This is a genomic window from Candidatus Lernaella stagnicola (genome assembly GCA_030765525.1).
GTDB lineage: Bacteria > Lernaellota > Lernaellaia > Lernaellales > Lernaellaceae > Lernaella > Lernaella stagnicola.
Window position 1 is genome coordinate 71,254 of record JAVCCK010000046.1, and the last position, 16,981, is coordinate 88,234.

General features: G+C 60.4%; 17 protein-coding genes and 1 tRNA gene. 11 read left to right on the forward strand and 7 right to left on the reverse strand.

Annotated elements, in window-relative coordinates:
• Window positions 1–5 precede the first annotated feature (5 nt).
• Window positions 6–908 (reverse strand): HDOD domain-containing protein, encoded by a 903-nt coding sequence (locus P9L99_21640; protein MDP8225979.1) that lies wholly within the window; start codon window positions 906–908, stop codon window positions 6–8.
• Window positions 909–987: 79 nt separating this feature from the next.
• Between P9L99_21640 and P9L99_21645 the strand changes: the two genes are divergently transcribed.
• Window positions 988–3,147, forward strand: coding sequence for an ATP-dependent RecD-like DNA helicase (locus P9L99_21645; protein MDP8225980.1), 2,160 nt, complete (start codon window positions 988–990; stop codon window positions 3,145–3,147).
• A gap of 85 nt (window positions 3,148–3,232) precedes the next feature.
• Here the strand turns inward: P9L99_21645 and P9L99_21650 are convergent, their stop codons facing one another.
• Complete coding sequence (locus P9L99_21650) at window positions 3,233–4,642, reverse strand: hypothetical protein (protein ID MDP8225981.1); 1,410 nt, start codon at window positions 4,640–4,642, stop codon at window positions 3,233–3,235.
• A 527-nt stretch (window positions 4,643–5,169) separates the two neighbouring features.
• On the opposite strand from P9L99_21650, the gene P9L99_21655 reads away from it, so the two are divergent.
• From P9L99_21655 to P9L99_21695, 9 genes are all read left to right on the forward strand, one after another.
• Window positions 5,170–5,850 carry a hypothetical protein gene (locus P9L99_21655; protein MDP8225982.1) on the forward strand — a complete coding sequence of 227 codons (681 nt, stop codon included), beginning with the start codon at window positions 5,170–5,172 and terminating at the stop codon, window positions 5,848–5,850.
• A gap of 14 nt (window positions 5,851–5,864) precedes the next feature.
• Window positions 5,865–6,512 carry a fructose-6-phosphate aldolase gene (gene fsa, locus P9L99_21660; GenBank protein MDP8225983.1) on the forward strand — a complete coding sequence of 216 codons (648 nt, stop codon included), beginning with the start codon at window positions 5,865–5,867 and terminating at the stop codon, window positions 6,510–6,512.
• Window positions 6,513–6,675: 163 nt separating this feature from the next.
• Window positions 6,676–7,026 carry a phosphomannose isomerase type II C-terminal cupin domain gene (locus P9L99_21665; protein MDP8225984.1) on the forward strand — a complete coding sequence of 117 codons (351 nt, stop codon included), beginning with the start codon at window positions 6,676–6,678 and terminating at the stop codon, window positions 7,024–7,026.
• 10 nt (window positions 7,027–7,036) lie between these two features.
• Window positions 7,037–7,387: a DsrE family protein gene (locus P9L99_21670; GenBank protein MDP8225985.1), complete on the forward strand. Its 351-nt coding sequence runs from the start codon at window positions 7,037–7,039 to the stop codon at window positions 7,385–7,387.
• A 7-nt stretch (window positions 7,388–7,394) separates the two neighbouring features.
• On the forward strand, window positions 7,395–7,928 hold the full coding sequence (gene tsaA, locus P9L99_21675; GenBank protein MDP8225986.1) for a tRNA (N6-threonylcarbamoyladenosine(37)-N6)-methyltransferase TrmO: 534 nt from the start codon (window positions 7,395–7,397) through the stop codon (window positions 7,926–7,928).
• Between the two features lie 79 nt (window positions 7,929–8,007).
• Complete coding sequence (gene argS, locus P9L99_21680; GenBank protein MDP8225987.1) at window positions 8,008–9,729, forward strand: arginine--tRNA ligase; 1,722 nt, start codon at window positions 8,008–8,010, stop codon at window positions 9,727–9,729.
• Window positions 9,730–9,786: 57 nt separating this feature from the next.
• Window positions 9,787–11,124: a 4Fe-4S binding protein gene (locus P9L99_21685; protein MDP8225988.1), complete on the forward strand. Its 1,338-nt coding sequence runs from the start codon at window positions 9,787–9,789 to the stop codon at window positions 11,122–11,124.
• A gap of 38 nt (window positions 11,125–11,162) precedes the next feature.
• Window positions 11,163–11,244 (forward strand) — tRNA-Leu (locus P9L99_21690).
• A gap of 4 nt (window positions 11,245–11,248) precedes the next feature.
• Window positions 11,249–11,767, forward strand: a complete 519-nt coding sequence (locus P9L99_21695; GenBank protein MDP8225989.1) for a hypothetical protein — start codon at window positions 11,249–11,251, stop codon at window positions 11,765–11,767.
• On the opposite strand, the gene P9L99_21700 is transcribed toward P9L99_21695, so the two are convergent.
• The 4 genes from P9L99_21700 to P9L99_21715 form a co-directional block, all read right to left on the reverse strand.
• Complete coding sequence (locus tag P9L99_21700; GenBank protein ID MDP8225990.1) at window positions 11,751–12,209, reverse strand: hypothetical protein; 459 nt, start codon at window positions 12,207–12,209, stop codon at window positions 11,751–11,753. The genes P9L99_21695 and P9L99_21700 overlap by 17 nt on opposite strands.
• 61 nt (window positions 12,210–12,270) lie before the next feature.
• Entirely contained in the window at window positions 12,271–13,386 is a 1,116-nt protein-coding gene (locus tag P9L99_21705) for an SUMF1/EgtB/PvdO family nonheme iron enzyme (protein MDP8225991.1), read from the reverse strand.
• A 52-nt stretch (window positions 13,387–13,438) separates the two neighbouring features.
• Window positions 13,439–14,302 carry an ARMT1-like domain-containing protein gene (locus P9L99_21710; GenBank protein ID MDP8225992.1) on the reverse strand — a complete coding sequence of 288 codons (864 nt, stop codon included), beginning with the start codon at window positions 14,300–14,302 and terminating at the stop codon, window positions 13,439–13,441.
• A complete protein-coding gene (locus P9L99_21715; protein ID MDP8225993.1) occupies window positions 14,299–14,988 on the reverse strand; it encodes an HAD family phosphatase in 690 nt (229 codons plus the stop codon). Before P9L99_21715 ends, P9L99_21710 begins: the two co-directional genes overlap by 4 nt.
• A 180-nt stretch (window positions 14,989–15,168) precedes the next feature.
• Between P9L99_21715 and P9L99_21720 the strand changes: the two genes are divergently transcribed.
• Window positions 15,169–15,405 carry a hypothetical protein gene (locus P9L99_21720; GenBank protein ID MDP8225994.1) on the forward strand — a complete coding sequence of 79 codons (237 nt, stop codon included), beginning with the start codon at window positions 15,169–15,171 and terminating at the stop codon, window positions 15,403–15,405.
• Between the two features lie 261 nt (window positions 15,406–15,666).
• Here the strand turns inward: P9L99_21720 and P9L99_21725 are convergent, their stop codons facing one another.
• A complete protein-coding gene (locus P9L99_21725; protein ID MDP8225995.1) occupies window positions 15,667–16,977 on the reverse strand; it encodes a glycosyltransferase family 39 protein in 1,311 nt (436 codons plus the stop codon).
• Between the last annotated feature and the right edge of the window lie 4 nt (window positions 16,978–16,981).

Consider the following 16,981-nt stretch of genomic DNA (forward strand, 5'->3'; position numbering starts at 1 on the left):
GGATATTACATCGGCGTGGCGGCGCCCATAATCAGGTCGAGCAGGATTTCATCTTCCTTGTAGCGCGTGACGGTGTCGGCCAGCCACTGCTTGTCCAGCGGCATGCCGGCCTCGGCGAGTTGCTGCGCGTCGGCGGAGTCCAAAAAGCCCTCCACGGTCGGCGCTTCACTTTGGGCGTAGGCCGGGTAGCCGATCAGTTGCGCCAGCAGGTTGCCGTAGTAAAGCGCCCGGACCAGGGGCGCGGCGGCAGCCGGCGCATCCCACGGGTTGTGGTGGGTTTCCACGACCTTCACCAGCAATTTGGGCAACTGCCAACGCCGCAGCAACACGGCGCCGATCGCGGCGTGGTTCACGCCCATGAAGCGGCCCTCGGCGCGGAGGGGCATTTCGTTTTCCTGCTGAATCGTCTCCACGATGTCCTTGAACTCCGGCCTGAAAAACTGGTCCATCACCACGATGCCGATGTCGTGCAGCAAGCCGGCGGTGAAATAAAGCGCCTTGTTGTCGGCATCGGGAAACTTCGTGAACAGTTCCCGCGTCAGGTGCGCCACCAGATAGGAATGCCGCCAGAAGGCCTCGCGGTTGAACACGGTTTCGCCTTCGGCCGCTTCGAACATCGAAAACACGGTGGCCGACAGGGCGATGCTGCGCACTTCGTTGAAGCCCAAAAGCACCACCGCCTGCTTGGCCGATTGAATGCGGTTGGGCACGCCGAAAACGGGGCTGTTGGCCACCCGCAGCAAGTTGGCCGTCAGCGACTGGTCGGCGTCGATAACACCGATGATGTCGGCGGCGCCGGTATCTTCCTGCGAGGTGATTTCCAACACCTGCTGCAACACTGTGGGCAGGGTGGGCAGGTCGTCGATCTTCTTCAAAATACGGGACAAGATGGGGGAACTCGCTGACATGACGCAATCCAATATTTTCGTTATTGAAGTTCGGTGATATAGTAGGGCGCGTTTCACTGAAAAAAGCAAGTCGCACAACATGACCGAGAAGCTTTCGGGCCAAATCCGGCGTATCGTATTCCGCAGCGACGACTCCGGCTACACCGTGGCCAGGATGGCGCGCGACGGCGGCGGCTCGACTACCGTCTGCGGCGTCATGCCCGAATTGGCCGCCGGGGAAACCATCCGCGCCCACGGCCGCTGGGAAGACAACCCGCGACACGGACGCCAATTCCGCATCATCTCCTACGAGCCGACCGTGCCCAGCGACCGCGACGCGATGGTCCGCTATCTGGGCTCGGGCCTCATCAAAGGCATCGGGCCGAAAATGGCCGAGGCCATCGTCGCCCATTTCGGCAAAGATACCTTCGAGGTGATCGACGAAGACCCGCGCCGCATCCGCGATGTGCCCGGTATCGGCGCCAAAAAAGCTGCGACGATCCAAGCGGCCTGGCAAAAGATTCGCCACGTCCGCGAAATCGGTCTGCTGCTGCAAGCCGCCGGCGCGCCGCGCTCCTTGGCCGCCGGGATCTTGCAGGCCTTCGGAGGCCGCGCGCTGGAAATCGTACGCCGCGACCCGTACGCGCTGGTCGGCGAAATCCGCGGTGTCGGCTTCAACACCGCCGACCGCATCGCCGGGCGGCTGAACGTCAAACCCGAGGACGAACGACGCGTACGCGCCGGGCTGATGCAAGCCTGGACCGACGCCACGTCCGAGGGCCACACCTACGTGCCCACGGCCGAAATCGCCGAGCGGGCCCGCGTGCTGCTGGGCGTGCCGCGGGAGATCGTCGCCGCGGGGCTCGAGGCCTTGCGGGATGACTCGCGACTCGTGCGCCAAACCATCGAGGACGAGGACGTGCTGGTCCATGCCACGCGGGACACGGCCGAACGCAACCTGGCCCGTTCGCTGGCCTCGCTCTTTGCCGGGCCGAGCCGCTTTCGGCAGATCGACCGCCCCCGCGCCATCACCTGGGTGGAAGAGCGCTTGGGCATGCCCCTGGCCGAGCGGCAGCGGCAGGCGGTCGTCGACGCCATCGCGCAACGCGTGCTGGTCATTACCGGCGGGCCGGGCACGGGTAAAACGACGATCGTGCGGGCGATCTGCGATATTTGCGAGGCGATGGATCGCACGGTTGCGTTGTGCGCGCCGACCGGCAGGGCCGCCAAGCGCCTGTCGGAAGCCACCGGTCGGGAAGCCAAAACCGTCCACCGCTTGCTCGAATTCAACAGCGCGCAGCGTTTCTTCGACCGTCACAGCCAAGCCCCGCTCGAAGCCGACATGGTCATCTGCGACGAAACGAGCATGCTCGATGTCTTTCTCGCGATGAACCTGGTCGACGCCGTGGGCCCCGGCGCGCACCTGGTGCTCGTGGGTGATGCCGACCAGTTGCCGAGCGTCGGCCCCGGCTCCGTGCTGGCCGACCTGATCGCCTGCCCCTGGATGACGACGGTGCGCCTGAACGAAATCTTCCGCCAGGCGGCGGGCAGCCGCATCATCAGCGGCGCGCATCGTATCATCGAAGGACAAACGCCCGATTTTTCCGGCGGCAAGGACAGCGATTTCTTTTTCCTGGAAGAAGACGACCCGGTGGCGCTGCGGCAAATTGTGGTCGACCTCGTTTCGCGCCGCCTACCCGACGCCTACGGGCTTGATCCGCTGGAAGACATCATGGTGCTGGCGCCGATGCACCGGGGCGAGGCGGGCGTCTCGCAACTCAACGAGCACCTGCGCGCCGCGCTCAACCCGACCGGCGACGAGTTACGCGCCGGCGATCGGATCTACCGGGTCGGCGACAAGGTGATGCAGACCAGTAACGATTACGACAACGAAATTTTCAACGGCGATGTCGGCCGCCTGGAGCGCGTGGATGCCGCGGCGCGACGGATGGTGGTGAACTTCGACGGCCGCCCGGTCGTTCTTGAGGGCTCGCGAATCGATGCGGTGGTCCCGGCCTTTGCCGTCAGCGTGCACAAGGCGCAGGGCAGCGAATACCCTTGCGTCGTCGTGCCGTTGCACACGCAGCACTACATCATGCTGGCCCGCAACCTGCTTTACACGGCGGTTACGCGCGGCAAGCGGTTGGTGGTGCTGTGCGGCTCGCGCCGGGCGCTGGATATCGCGATTGCCAATCAACGCGCCGACCAGCGACGGACCCTGCTGTTGGATAAACTCCAAGCTGTAAGAAATTCGATTTAGGCATCACAAGAAACCACGTAGCCGGCCCGCGGCAATTCGTTTCCCAGCTAATATGGTTTATTGCGCCTATTCGAGACAAAAGAAATCATTTTGCTGGTTTATTCTCATTCAATGCAATATTTCGGATTGTCCGATAAGCCGTTCCTTGTGGCTTTAAGAACAAAAGGACTTGTTCCTCACTAAATCCGAGTTCCAACAAGAACAATATTTGGACCAGCAAATCCATTCGCCAAGCAGTAACAAGAACTTCATTGAAATTCGCTTGAATAAACCCCGAAGCTTCAGACATTCTGTGTACTAGTCTATTCCGAATTTGTAGTACTTCATTACAAAATGCTTTTTTATCTTTGAGAAAACTCTCTGAAACCACCCACGTTTTCTCGACTAACTCGAGGAGCCGCTTCCTAAAAGATTTTTCATTTGAATATTTTAGTTTCTCCATAAGCCATTTTCGGTGTTTAGCGCTCACGGAGTCGCAAATATTCTCGATTTTCTTCTTATGCATATCTTCCGTATTTACTTCGCCGTCGCACGTCAATCTGTGAATTGCCTCCAACGATTGGCACATGTTCAGAAATTCGTTTTCCAAATGGATCGTCGGGTTGGATTTAGTCGCCAGGAATTGATTAATAACTGCTTCGAACCTCTCGTAAAATTGAAACAGCTTTTCTAGATGCTCATCTAGCGTTTTTTCGATAGCCGAAAGCGGAAAATTGACCTGAGTCGATGTAATGTCTTTCGTTTCCTCCTCATCTACGTGGAAATCGACGTGACAAAAAACAACTGCTCTATTATCGCCTTCCTCGCTGGAGCCCGCAAACATTGATGAGATATTCGTATACTCTCCGACACCAAGGGTAAGTAATAATCGAAGAGCGCCGGCATGGCGCAACGCCTCGGCAAACGAAACCTTCGCCGGATGGCGAAAACGAACAAAGCTCCGATGTTCAAAGGCCAAGAACCGTCGTTTACTCCAGGATATCTGATACTTATAGGCGGAAACAAACTCAATCGTAATACCAGATGACAACGTGACCGCTTTTGGCTTTGGCGACGTCACGTCTATCGTAACACCGTCCACACCGTCCCGAGAAATGCGTTTTTTCGGAATACTGACCTCACTTTTTATATCATTCCAAGTGTGAAGGTGTTGGTATTTGACGGTATATTGCTCATACATGATTTCCGACTCGGCCGTTGTATGAACACCAACTGCTATCAGTCGAGAAAAGAATCTAAGTCGATGTAGACCGCCAGAAATCGGCTGATATGATTCGAGAATTGAATCTAAAACGCTGATTCTTAACCCGGACTCGTCGAGACCATGAATTACGTCGCGCCTCCCTTCACTCTTCCACTTGGAAATTGCAGTGTTATCTCCTCGAACGAAGAACTCCCAATTTCCGTTGCGCAAACGACGCAGCCGGCCGTGCAGGCGTACCTCTTCCTCCTCCGGTAACCACCAAAAACCCTCAAATTCTCCATTACTTTCCACAACCGCCCTCACAGAAAAAAGTGATTATATCTATTGTTTGATGAGCGCTCAACCCCATTATTGAAATACACGGTAATATGTGTTTTCTTGCGCCGTCCAATAACCGGTTCAGTCACCCGCGGCAAGCGGTTGGTGGTGCTGTGCGGCTCGCGCCGGGCGCTGGATATCGCGATTGCCAACCAACGCGCCGACCAGCGGCGGACATTACTGACCACCAAGCTCGCGGATAACCGGCCTCCTGGGTAGGAAAACCGCCCGATTCCCCTTGTCATTGTCCAATATGTGTTCATAACTAGCCAATGGCGCTCATCGGGCGGCGGGTGTCTTCACGCCGCGGTCGCGCCGCGCTCCACGAGCCGTTTCGGCATGGCGGTCAAGGCCCGAAAACAGGTCGCAAATGAGCCTCAAAATCAACACGTTGGGGATTTTTTTTGCCGGGTCCGAAAAACACCTTGACATCAATCGGACGATGTCGATAATGATCCAAAGTGCAATATGTAGTGGTCATCACCCTTTAGAATATCAAGATGTTGAACAAAAGAGCCTTTCTTGCATTGGTCGTTATGGCGGTGATCGTCCTTTGGGCGGGGCCTGCTTTGGCATTGGGACTCGGCGGGTTGAGTTACAATATCGGCCCCTCATTCTCGATCGGAGCGGGCATCGGCTGGACGATGCGCGACGTGCACGTCATCGAAGACGACGACATCACGGACGAAATGACATCGGGACGCTTCGTGCTCAAGGGCAACGTCGCCCCGGTGCGGTACGTGGATGTCTACGGCCTGTTCGGGGCGAGCGACCTGCAGCTTGACGACGGTGATTTCGAAGGCACGCTGGGCATGTTGTGGGGCGTCGGGCTACGGCCGCAGCTTTTCCCGCTTACTTGGGACAGCCCGCTGAACATCACGCTCGACGCACAGTATTTCGAGATCGCAACCCGAGACGATACCGCTCAAGCCCGCCTGAACGAATTGCAGGCGAGCCTGGTTTTCGCATACGTGATGCGGTCGCTGACGCCCTACGGTGGCATCAAGTACGACCACATGATCACCCACTTTGACGATTCGAACGACGATATCACCGGCGACTTGGAATGGGGCATGTTTATCGGGTGCGATTATTTCGTCACGCAGAACGTGTTTTTCACCGTCGAGCTATCCATCTTCGCCGAGACGTCGTTTTTCCTGTCCACCGGCTATAAATACTGAGAGGCACGCAGCCGATGAAATTCTTTTTGGACACCGCCGACATCGAGGAAATCCGGCAAGGCATCGCCATGGGGTTGGTCGATGGCGTAACGACTAATCCATCGCTGGCGGCCAAAACCGGCAAGACCTTCGACGAGGTCGCCAAGGAAATATGCGCCCTGGTCAAAGGGCCGGTGAGTTTGGAAGTGATCAGCTCCGATTTCGAGGGCATGATCGCCGAAGCGCGCGAACTGATCAAATACGGCGACCAGGTCGTCGTGAAAATACCCATGACCGCCGAGGGCATGAAGGCGGTTTCCGCGTTGAAAAAGGAGGGCATCCGAACCAACGTGACGCTCGTGTTCTCATCGATGCAGGCATTGATGGCCGCCAAAGCCGGCGCCGCCTACGTAAGCCCCTTTGTGGGCCGCTTGGACGACATCAGCTCGGCGGGCATGAGTTTGATCGAAACAATCAAGGTGATATTCGATAATTACGGATTCGACACCGAGATATTGGTCGCCAGCGTCCGCAGCCCCATGCACGTGGTGGAATCCGCGGTGATGGGCGCCGATGTGGCGACGATACCATTCAAGGTGTTACAACAAATGTTCACCCACCCTCTCACCGACATTGGGATTGAGCGGTTCGAAGCGGACTATGCAAAAATCCCTAAACGGTGACGGATACGCCTGACCATCATCCTAATCCGGGCCGTGATCCTTCCCCCCCAAAACCCCGTCACGGCCCACTTTTTTACCCTTTTTCCGGTAGCTCCCGCGACGCTTGCAGTCTATATTTAACCCACATCGGTACCGGCAGGTTATTCATCCTCGGAGAAGCGGTATGAATGAAATCGAGCATCGGCCATGGGGCAGTTTCGAAGTACTGCTCGACGAGCCGGATTATAAAACCAAGCGCATCGTGGTGTCGCCCGGCGGGCGGCTCAGCCTTCAATATCATCATCGCCGCCAAGAGCATTGGTTCGTGGTAGCCGGCACAGGCGACGTAACCCGCGGCGACGATCTACTGCCCGTGCAAGCCGGGGTCGCGGTGGATATTCCCGTCAAGATTCCCCATCGTATCGCCAACACCGGCGCGGAACCCCTGGTGTTCATTGAAGTGCAGACCGGCGAATATTTCGGCGAGGATGATATCGTGCGGTTGGAAGACGACTACGGCCGCGAAACCGAATGAGGAGACTCAGGTGAAAAAAGTGGCGCTTTTCGCATTCAACGGCGACCCGATGTGCTTCATTCACGTGTTGCTGCACGCCTTCGACATGCACTCGAAGGATTACGAGGTGCAAATCGTCATCGAAGGCTCCGCGTGTAAGTTGGTCAAGGATTACCCCGAGAATCCCGACCATCCCAACGCTAAGCTGTTCCGGCGGGCGAAAGAAGAAGGCCTGATCGGCGGCGTGTGCAAAGCCTGCGCGAGCAAGGTCGGCGCATTGGAAGCAGCGATAGAACAGGAATTGCACCTGTACGACGACATGATGGGCCACCCCAGCATCACCGCGTTCCTGGAAAAGGGATACGCCGTGTTCACATTCTGATCGCGCCATGACCGACCCGCACGAGAACGTGTTCGAAGTCCGACCCATCGGCTACGTGCGCAGCGAGCATCGCGAACCGGTGGGCGTGCCGATCAACGCCGCGTTCGCCAAGGGCGTCACGGCGCGCATCGAGATCCTGCCCGAGTACGCGCCGGGCCTGCAAGATATCGAGGGCTTTTCGCACCTGCACCTGCTTGTGTTTCTGCACCGGTCCGAGGGCTACCGCTTGATCACCACACCCTTTGCCGACGACCAACTCCGCGGCCTTTTTACGACACGCAGCCCGCGTCGCCCCAACCCCATCGGGCTTTCGGTTGTGCGCTTGATAAAAGTCGAAGGCAACATTTTGCACGTGGAGGAAATCGATTTCATCGACGGCACACCGGTGCTCGATATCAAACCCTTCCACCCGCAGGCCGACCACCGCACCCAGGACGTGCGCGTCGGCTGGATGACCGACAAATTCGCCGTCGACAAAAAAACCGGCGAGGTAATCTACCGCGACGAGCTGGTGCCGCGCCAATCGCGCAAAAAAAACTAGCCGATTACGCGCGTGTGGCGCTCGCTAAATCCTCAACCCCGTGTTAAATTCTGCGCGAACTGAAACAGAGAGTCACAACATGCGCATTCGACAAACCCTCGACCAGGAACTCAACGCGGCGCTCGGTGAAGCGCTCGGCTCCCCCGCGCCGGCCATCGTGCGCGAGGCCAAGGATCCGAAATTCGGCGACTACCAAGCCAACGGCGTCATGGGCGCGGCTAAGCAGGCGGGGCTAAACCCCCGGGAATTGGCGGCCCGCGTGGTCGAAGCCGCCGACCTGGACGAGTGGTGCGCGCCGCCGGAAATCGCCGGGCCGGGTTTTATCAACCTCCGGCTGACCGACGGCTTTCTCGGCAAGCGTATTACCGCCATGGCCTGCGATGAGCATTTGGACGTGGGCGCGGTCGAGCAGCCACGCACGGTTGTCGTCGATTTCTCCAGCCCCAATGTCGCCAAGCCGCTGCACGTGGGCCACCTGCGCAGCACGATTCTGGGCGATGCCCTGGTGCGCGTGCTCAAGTTTCTGGGTCACAACGCCATCGGCGACAACCACGTGGGCGATTGGGGCACGCAGTTCGGCATGCTCATTTACGGCTTTCGCCGTTGGGGCGACGAGCAGGCGCTGCAAACCGATCCGACCAACGAACTCGAGCGCGTCTACAAGCTGGCGAACGACGCGGGGAAAAGCGACGAGACGGTCGCTCAAGACGCGCGTCAGGAATTGGCGAAGCTGCAAGCCGGTGATGAGGATAACAAAGCGTTGTGGGACCACTTCGTCGCCGCCAGCCGGATCGAAGTCGACAAAGTCTACGCGCGGCTTGGCGTGGCCTTCGACGAGTGGCGGGGCGAAAGCGCCTACCACAACAACCTGGGCTCGCTGGTCAACGACCTGCTGGCCAAGGGCCTGGCCCGCGAGGACGAGGGCGCGGTGCTGATCTACTTCGACGAAGACGCCGATCCGCAACTGGGCGACAAGCCCTTCATGATCCGCAAGTCGGACGGCGCGTTCAATTACGCCACGACCGATTTGGCGACCATCGCCTACCGCGACCAGGCGCACGACGCCGACGAGATCGTGTACGTGGTCGATAAGCGGCAGAACCTCCATTTTCAGCAACTCTTCGCGGCGGCGCGCGCGCTTGGTTACGACCAACGTTTCGTGCACGTGGGCTTCGGCACGATCCTGGGGCCCGACGGGCGGCCGATCAAAACGCGCGAGGGCGGCACCGTTCGCCTGGCCGATTTGCTTTCAGAAGCCGTGACGCGCGCGGCGGCGATCATCGCGGAGAAAAACCCCGACCTCTCCGAAGCCGAACGCCGCAACGTGGCCGAGGCGGTGGGCGTCGGGGCCGTCAAGTACGCCGACCTTTCCCAAAACCGCAACAGCGACTACCGCTTCGATTGGGATAAGCTGCTGGCTTTCGAGGGCAACACGGCGCCCTACCTGCAATACGTGCATGCGCGGATTCGCTCGATCTTTCGCAAGTACGGCGCGCCCGATTGGCGGCTGCCCGCCAACACGCTGGTGACGATCCAGCACCCGGCCGAGCGCGGCCTGGCGTTATCGGTGGCGCGATTCGCCGATGTCGTCCATGACGTGCCGGATGACTATTACCCGCACCTGCTGACCGACCACTTGTTCACGCTGTCGCAAACCTTCAACGTGTTCTATCGTGATTGCCCCGTGCTGAGCTCTACGGGCGACACGTTGATTTCGCGCCTCGCCCTGTGCGACGTGACCGCGCGGCAACTCAACCTAGGCCTGCATCTGCTGGGCATCGACGCTCCCGAGCGCATGTAGCGCCGCCGCGGCGAGACCGCTACAATAAAACAGAATTCCATCTGCCAAGGAGTTGCCATGAAGGCGCATGTCGCTCTTGTCTTCGCACTTTTGCTAATGGCCGCAACCTTCGCCCAAGCTGCCACCGAAGAACCCCTGCCGGCGGACTTAACCCTGCGCGAAGTCGCCCACAGTCGCGGCGTGCGCGGCGGTGATCTGGCCGAGGCGCTCGGCTTGCCGCGCGACATCAGCAAAGAGATGCCGCTGGTCGAGCTGAATATCACCCGGCCGCAGTTGGACGAAGCCCTGCAAAAGCTCGCCGGACCCGGGAAGGAACTGCCCGCGCCGGGCGCGAAGAAGTTCACACCGGAGAGCACGATCCGCGATATCGCCATGGCATACGATTTAAACGGCAAGGCGCTGGCCCACGACTTCGGCCTCGCGGTGGGGGTCGACAAGGATACGCCGGTCGCGCAGTTCGGCGTGACGCAAGAGACGATCGACGAGGCGATTACGCACAATCTGTCGCATGAAGAAACGCCACTGCAAAACCTGAAATACCCGCTGTACGCCGTCATGACCCTCTTTGCGCTGGCCTGGCTGGTGCGTTTCGGCCTCGGCAAGAATCCGAAAAGGCGCAAAGACTACTACCCGCAAAGCGTGTACATCGGCGTGTTGCTGTTTTCCGTGATCGTGCTCGGCTTCGTGCTGGGCAAAAGCCCGAACCCCATGGAAGGCGCGGTGAAAGTCTTCAAATCGACCGTCGGGCTTTACGACGCGGTGCTGCCCAAACTTCTGGCGCTCGTGTTTTTCTTGTTGCTGGCCGTGGTGGCGAACAAGGCGATTTGCGGTTGGGTCTGTCCCTTCGGCGCGTTGCAGGAATTGGTTTACATGATCCCCGGCTTCAAAAAAGTGAAAAAAGCCAAGCTGCCGCTGTGGGTGAGCAACTCCGTGCGGGCGCTGCTGTTCGCGGTGTTCCTTCTCGGGCTGTACGGAGCCATCGCGCCCAAGGGCTTCGTGTGGTATCACTACGTCAATCCCTTCAACCTCTTCAACTTCGATTTCTTCCCGTGGACGCTGGGCGCGTCGGTGGCAGTGTATCTACTTGTCAGCCTTTTCTTCTACCGCCCCTTCTGCCGTTTCATTTGTCCCTTCGGCTTTCTATCGTGGTTCGTGGAATGCCTCAGCCTGACGCGCATTCGCATCGATTTCGACCGCTGCATCGACTGCGGGGCTTGCGCGAAAGCCTGTCCCCTCACCGCGGCGGGTGACCGCCTGGCAAAAAAATCTTTGCCCGCGGATTGCTTCTCGTGCATGCGCTGCCTGCGCGTTTGCCCGACCGACGCCATTCACTTCCGCCCCGCGTGGGGGCCGCCGTCGCCGCCGGAAAAGGACGCGGAGCAAGCGCCGTCTTGACGCTGCGGTGCGGCTTACATATTTTCAGTGAGCCTTCAGCGAGTGTGGCGGAACTGGCAGACGCGCTGGACTTAGGATCCAGTGTCTTCGGACATGGGGGTTCGAATCCCCCCGCTCGCAATTTATGAAACGTTGCTACGCCATAGGGGTGCTGATCCTGTTTCTTGTCGGCTGCGCGTCAAGCCACGGCATCGGTTTGACGCTCCTGGACGCGCGAAGCGGCGAGCAGCCGATGGTGGTCGACCACGAGGGACCGGCGGCCGTGACACGCGATGCAGAGTTGCGCTTGACACTCTTGCCCGGCCGGTCGGCGTTGCTGCTCACGGTGCAGGCGGTCGGCGAATCCGAAATATGGATCGATTGGGACGCCTGCCGCTTCGTGTGGCCCGACGGTCACGCCGAGGCTGTGCTGGGTAGCGCGCCGGGCCTGGGCGCGGGAGATGTCGGCTTGCGTACGCCGACACGTTTGCGGCGCGGGGTGCCGCATGCGTTGGTGCTCACGCCGCAAAGCCGGGCGGGACGGCGGTTGGTGGATCGTTCCGCCGGGCCGCCGTCGCCGGATGCCGTCTATCAGTTGGAGCTTGCCCTGCGCGTGGGCGACCGCGAGCGCCGTTACACGTTGCGCTTTACTCTTTCTTCTTGAACATCGCGTCGAGCGGATTGTCGGATTTTCTGGCCTTGGACGGATCGGCCAACTTCGCTTCGATATCGGCCGTCTGCTCCGCTTTCTTAGGATCGACGTAGCCCTTTTCGAAACGGGTCGCCAGTTCCTTGTTTTTTTCCGCCGCCGCCGCCTGAAAGGCCGCCACTTCGTCTTCGATGCCCGGCGCGACATCTCTGCCTTCGAGATCCTCGATCACGTGATGGTCGTCGATCAACACGCGCGCGCCGTACGCTCCGGTCATCACCCGTACCGCGCCCACGTCGGCCATTTTATTCACCACGTGGTGCACTTCTTCCACATTTATCTGCAGCGCTTCGGCGATATCCTCGGGCGCGGGCGGCGTGCCGTGAAGATGCAAATGCACGCGCACCGCGGCGGCGACTAGGTGACTTTTCTCGTAAAGCGTCAAGACCTTCGACATGGCAACCTCCTACTTGGGCGCGCCCACTTTAACGCAGGTTCGGGCGTCGACGCAAAACCTTTCAATCCTCGCTGGGCGGCGACAGCACGAAACACCGAAAGCCGTTGTGATTGTTGCGGGCGTGCGGCACGTTGGTTTCGTTAGCGTCGTTGAGCACCCAGCGGGCGTCGGTCGCCCAGGCGCCGCCGCGTAAACGCACGCCGCGGTCGTGGGAGGTCCATTCAAAAACATTGCCGGCCATGTCCAACAAGCCGTGCTTCGTCGCGCCGCGGGGGAAGGACCCAACCGGACTGCTGTTGATGTATCCGTCCTCGCTCCCCGACACGTTGGCGTATCTCGACACGTCGGCGTCCTCTCCCCAAGGATAGGGCCGCTTGGTGGCGCCACGCGCCGCGATCTCCCAAAATCGGTCGGGAGGCAACGCGCGATCGATGTGCTCGCAATAAGCCTGCGCTCCGGCGTAGGAAACAAAGGCCATGGGGAAGGCGGCGCATTCGGCGGGCACCCCGTACGTGTCGTCCTTGCGCACGATCGGATTGTCCGGGCGACTCAAGTCGGTGAACTGGGCCAGTACGTTTTCACTGTGCTTCGTCTCGTTTAGAAACGCCGCGAATTGTTCGTACGTCACTTCCGTTTTTTCCATCGCGAAGGAATCGAAACGAACGCGACGCAAGCCTTGTGCCTCCTCGTCGTAAAGCCAAGCTTCACCGCCGGGAATGGTCACCAGCGGGCTGGGTTTCACTTTGTCGCCACGGCTGATTTTCAAATCTCGCCGTCGTTCCCAAAGAGTGTACTCGTGAGCCTGCGGGCCGACCGTGCGCCCCACCGGGTTCCACAACGCGCTGGCGCAACCCAACGCCGAGCCGATGGCCTGGGAGCGCAACAGGAAGTAGTTGACCTCCGAGGCGTAGACCGCCGGCGGATGAGGAAGCCGAACGATCGCTGTGGCCGCGCCGCCCGCCGGCCCCTGGGAAGAACCAATCAGGTTCGAGGGCAACTGCACGGGCCTCACGCCGGCGCGCGCCAGGTGTTTGAGGCTGTTTTCGATAAACACCCGTTCACCGCCGGGGATTTGCACCAGCAGACCGCGCAGTTGGCCGGTTTGCGGATCCTCGGTCACCTGTCTGTTACACGCCAGTAAAAGCAGGAGTAAAACTAGCGGAAGTAAGCGTCGCATGGCCCCATCTTATATGCGCGGTCGCGGTTGCCGCAACAGGCCGCCCGCGCGGTCATGGCGTCCAGCGCCATACGATACCCGTGCCGACGGGGTGGCCGACGGCTTCGACGACGTGCTCGCATTTGACCAGGAAGACGAAATAGACCGGGCGCAGCGCGTGGCCGTAAAGCGCTTCGAAATTGCCCTGCCCTTTGCTCACGACCACATCGGCCGTCTCGAGCAATTCCCGCGTGCGATCGTTGAGCAATTCGGGAATGGCGCCCGGCGCGTCGCTGCCCGAGGAAATCAATTCGCAAACCTGGTCGAGACCGGCTTGCCGGGCCTCCACGAGCGTAGCGTCGTTGAGCACCGGCGACTCCCGCGTGGCGAAGGTGATCGCCGGGCCGGGCGGCAGCGTCTCGATGAACAGGCGGTCGCACCACACCTCACCGGTGTTGTCGCCCAAATACAGTACGCGCCGAGCGGCGCCGATTTCCTCGCGCAAGCGTTCGGTATCGTCGATGCCCAACTCCGCTTCGGCCAGGCGTTCGACCGTGGCGGGCAAATCCTGTTCGCCCACGTACGCGAAATCGATCACGTTGCCCGCCAGCGCGGTGCGCAGCGCGGTGCGAAATGAATCGTCGGAAGCAACGATGCGGTCGCGCAAGGTTTCGACGACGGCCGCGGCGTGTTCGTTGCCCAGGCGCTTCACCTCGGCGAACGGATCGGTCACGCCCAGGTGGCGCTGCAGCAAACCCCGCAAGCGGCGCGCCGCCTGCGGAGGCCCTTGATCAGCGGGCGTACTGGCGATGAGTTGCCGCGTTTCGTCCACCAGCGTGGCGATGCGCTCGGCCGATAAGCCGTGCATCTCCGCCACGCGGATCACGGCTCGGGCGAAGCAGTCCTGACAAATGGGATCGAGACGAATAGTTTTCAACGTGCGTTTCCTTTCCCGGTGCGAACGAGCCAGTCGTAATCGCAACCGTTAAAATCGGCCACCCAGGCGAAACAGCCCGGCAACCGTTCGGGATCGGTGCGCGCCGTGACACCCACAACCGCCATGCCCGCGGCCAAGGCGCTCTTCACCCCGTTGGTGGAATCTTCGATGACGACGACCTCCCCCGGCCGAACCGCGCGTCCGACCGCTTCGTTCAGTTTCGCCAGGCCCGTCAAATACGGTGCGGGGTCGGGTTTGGGCTTTGCGTATTCACCCGCCGCAAGGACCGCGGCGACGCACTCGGCGATATCCAAGCGCGCCAAGTGGTATTCGATCTCGTGGCGCAACGCGCCGCTGACCACACCGACCGGCACGTGACCGGCCAGGTCGCGCACGAAAGCGGCCAACCCCGGCAGGTCGACGGGCCGCTCGCGTACCAAACGGTCGTAGATTACGCTTTTCGCCGCGAGGAGTTCGAGTTGCCGCGACGGGCTCATCTCGACGCCGCGACGGGCCAGCAGCAGGCGCAGGAATTCGGCGTCGGGCACGCCGAGTAGGGGGCCGTAATATTCCTCGTCGGTGTAGTTGATGTCCAACGGAACGAGAACTTCCCGCCACGACTCGTCGTGCAGCGGTTCGTCGTCGATCACCACTCCGTTGAAATCGAAAAGGACGGCGTCGATCATCGCAGTTGCCTCCGGTCAAAATCCGCGCCTACCTTAACGGATCGGCGGGCAATGGCAAACCGCGAGCGGTCGCCGGGCCTTCCCGATAGGCCGCGGTGCCAAAATCCGAACCGGCGTTGGCTCTGCGTGACAAATCTGCCTATACTTATGGAACCCCCCCATGCCAAGAGCTCGTGGACGATGAGAAGGATACTGTTCGCTATCCGTGTAGCTATCGTGCTGATCGTGCCTCCCACCACCGTGCGGGACGGCCTGGATCGCTCGGGCTGGAAAACGCCGCGTCAATATCGCCACCGGCTCACCATCGACATCGCGTCTTTCCTGCTGGATCAACCGGTGACGACGATGACGACAAAGACGACAACAGCGAGGGGTGCGGCTGCTGACCCGTCGCCGGGAAAATATTCCGTAACGTGAATCACACCTCACGCACGGGAGAAGCTCATGTATCGGAAATCTGTCCTCGGTCTTTGGGTCGCCTCCACGTTACTATTTATCTTCACCCTGGGAGTCGCGGCGATTGGCGCAAGTTTTTTCGAGCGCATGGTATCCAGCGTGCATCTCACGCTGCCTCCATTAACCGCGGCAATGATATGGGCGGGGGCGAAAGTTTCCACGCTGTGGTTGCCCGTTTTTTGGATACCCTATCTGGCGCTCCTGGCGCTTACCTACCGGCTATCACCGCAGCACGTCGGTCGCCTTCTGGTCTCCGTGGGAACCTTCTTCTTTTTCCTGACTGTCGCCATTTTCGAACTGATCGCGATGCGTCTCCCGATGATGTAACCGCGAAAGGCGACCCGCAAGAATACGGCCACCCCACATGATCGCCATCGAAGCAAACAACAAACGAAACGGCGTGAGCGTCAACGCCATGCGCTCGTCGTAAAAGACGATCGCGTACACCAAGCCCAAACTCCCCGCGGCGGCAACCACGTAAAATGCATCCTTCCTGCGACGCCACAGCAGCCCCGCCAATCCGACCCATGCAAGCAACGACCAGAGCGCCGGCCGCGTCCCCATGCGCCAAACGCGTTCGGCGACCCTGCCCAAAAACGCACCCGGTCGTGCGGCGATTTCGCGCGCGGCGGCTCGCAGGTACGCGGCGTTCTGGTCGGCCTCGTTCACCGAATGCGAAGAGCTTCGTTTGTGAAGTTCGGTCCACACTTCCAGGTGACTGCGCTCGGAATTATCCAAGGTGAGATTGAAACCGGTGTTGGTCGTCAGCAACGTCAAGCGACCGTTAACCAGCGTGTTGCGGATCATCCACGGCGCGACCACCACAAGCAACGCGACAACAAAGGCGGCCAAGCGACGTCCGCCGCCCTCTTTGCGAACCGAATACGCCACCGCGCCCAATGCCATCAGCCAAAACGGGTACAGCACCGGCCGCGCCAGTGTCGCCAAGCCCAGCACCGCGCCCGCCGCCGCGTCGGCAGGCCACGCGCGCCGCCGTTGCGCAAACACCAACAACGCCAGCGACGCCATCATAAGGGCCAAAAAAAGCGGTTCGGTCAGCGGCAGCTTGGCCACATCCATCGACAGCGGGTCGCGCGCCCACACCGCAGCCGCCAGCAGCGCAGCCCAGCGGTCGCCGAGCACCTGCAGCGCCACGATGCCCAGCAACAACACGGCCGCGCCGCCGCATAGTGCCTGCAACCACGTCGTCGCCGCCACGCGGCGGGCGGGGTCGTCGACGGCTTTGAAAACCACGGCAAGCAGTGCGGGAAACAGCGGCGCGCGCCACGCGGTGCGACGGCTTTGATAGGGCGGCCCGTGGTCGGTTTCGTATTCGGTGAATCCGCGGCCCGCGGCCAGGTTATCGGCGAGCGCGAGATAACTTTGCGTGTCTTGAGAAACGATGCGCCCGTCGTAGGGTTCGACAATGCGCCAGAAAACGGCAAGCAAGGCGATGGCCGTCAATGCAGCGAAAAAACCAAAGAGACGATGCGGCATGCCCTTACCATCGGCGCCGCGGCCCGGCAGGTCCACGCCC

What these genes read in the sequence shown, in the direction of transcription:
- P9L99_21640 (MDP8225979.1), bottom strand. Translation starts at nt 908, where the DNA reads ATGTCAGCGAGTTCCCCCATCTTGTCCCGTATTTTGAAGAAGATCGAC.
- P9L99_21645 (MDP8225980.1), top strand. Translation starts at nt 988, where the DNA reads ATGACCGAGAAGCTTTCGGGCCAAATCCGGCGTATCGTATTCCGCAGC.
- P9L99_21655 (MDP8225982.1), top strand. Translation starts at nt 5,170, where the DNA reads ATGTTGAACAAAAGAGCCTTTCTTGCATTGGTCGTTATGGCGGTGATC.
- fsa (MDP8225983.1), top strand. Translation starts at nt 5,865, where the DNA reads ATGAAATTCTTTTTGGACACCGCCGACATCGAGGAAATCCGGCAAGGC.
- P9L99_21665 (MDP8225984.1), top strand. Translation starts at nt 6,676, where the DNA reads ATGAATGAAATCGAGCATCGGCCATGGGGCAGTTTCGAAGTACTGCTC.
- tsaA (MDP8225986.1), top strand. Translation starts at nt 7,395, where the DNA reads ATGACCGACCCGCACGAGAACGTGTTCGAAGTCCGACCCATCGGCTAC.
- argS (MDP8225987.1), top strand. Translation starts at nt 8,008, where the DNA reads ATGCGCATTCGACAAACCCTCGACCAGGAACTCAACGCGGCGCTCGGT.
- P9L99_21685 (MDP8225988.1), top strand. Translation starts at nt 9,787, where the DNA reads ATGAAGGCGCATGTCGCTCTTGTCTTCGCACTTTTGCTAATGGCCGCA.
- P9L99_21695 (MDP8225989.1), top strand. Translation starts at nt 11,249, where the DNA reads ATGAAACGTTGCTACGCCATAGGGGTGCTGATCCTGTTTCTTGTCGGC.
- P9L99_21700 (MDP8225990.1), bottom strand. Translation starts at nt 12,209, where the DNA reads ATGTCGAAGGTCTTGACGCTTTACGAGAAAAGTCACCTAGTCGCCGCC.
- P9L99_21705 (MDP8225991.1), bottom strand. Translation starts at nt 13,386, where the DNA reads ATGCGACGCTTACTTCCGCTAGTTTTACTCCTGCTTTTACTGGCGTGT.
- P9L99_21715 (MDP8225993.1), bottom strand. Translation starts at nt 14,988, where the DNA reads ATGATCGACGCCGTCCTTTTCGATTTCAACGGAGTGGTGATCGACGAC.
- P9L99_21720 (MDP8225994.1), top strand. Translation starts at nt 15,169, where the DNA reads ATGAGAAGGATACTGTTCGCTATCCGTGTAGCTATCGTGCTGATCGTG.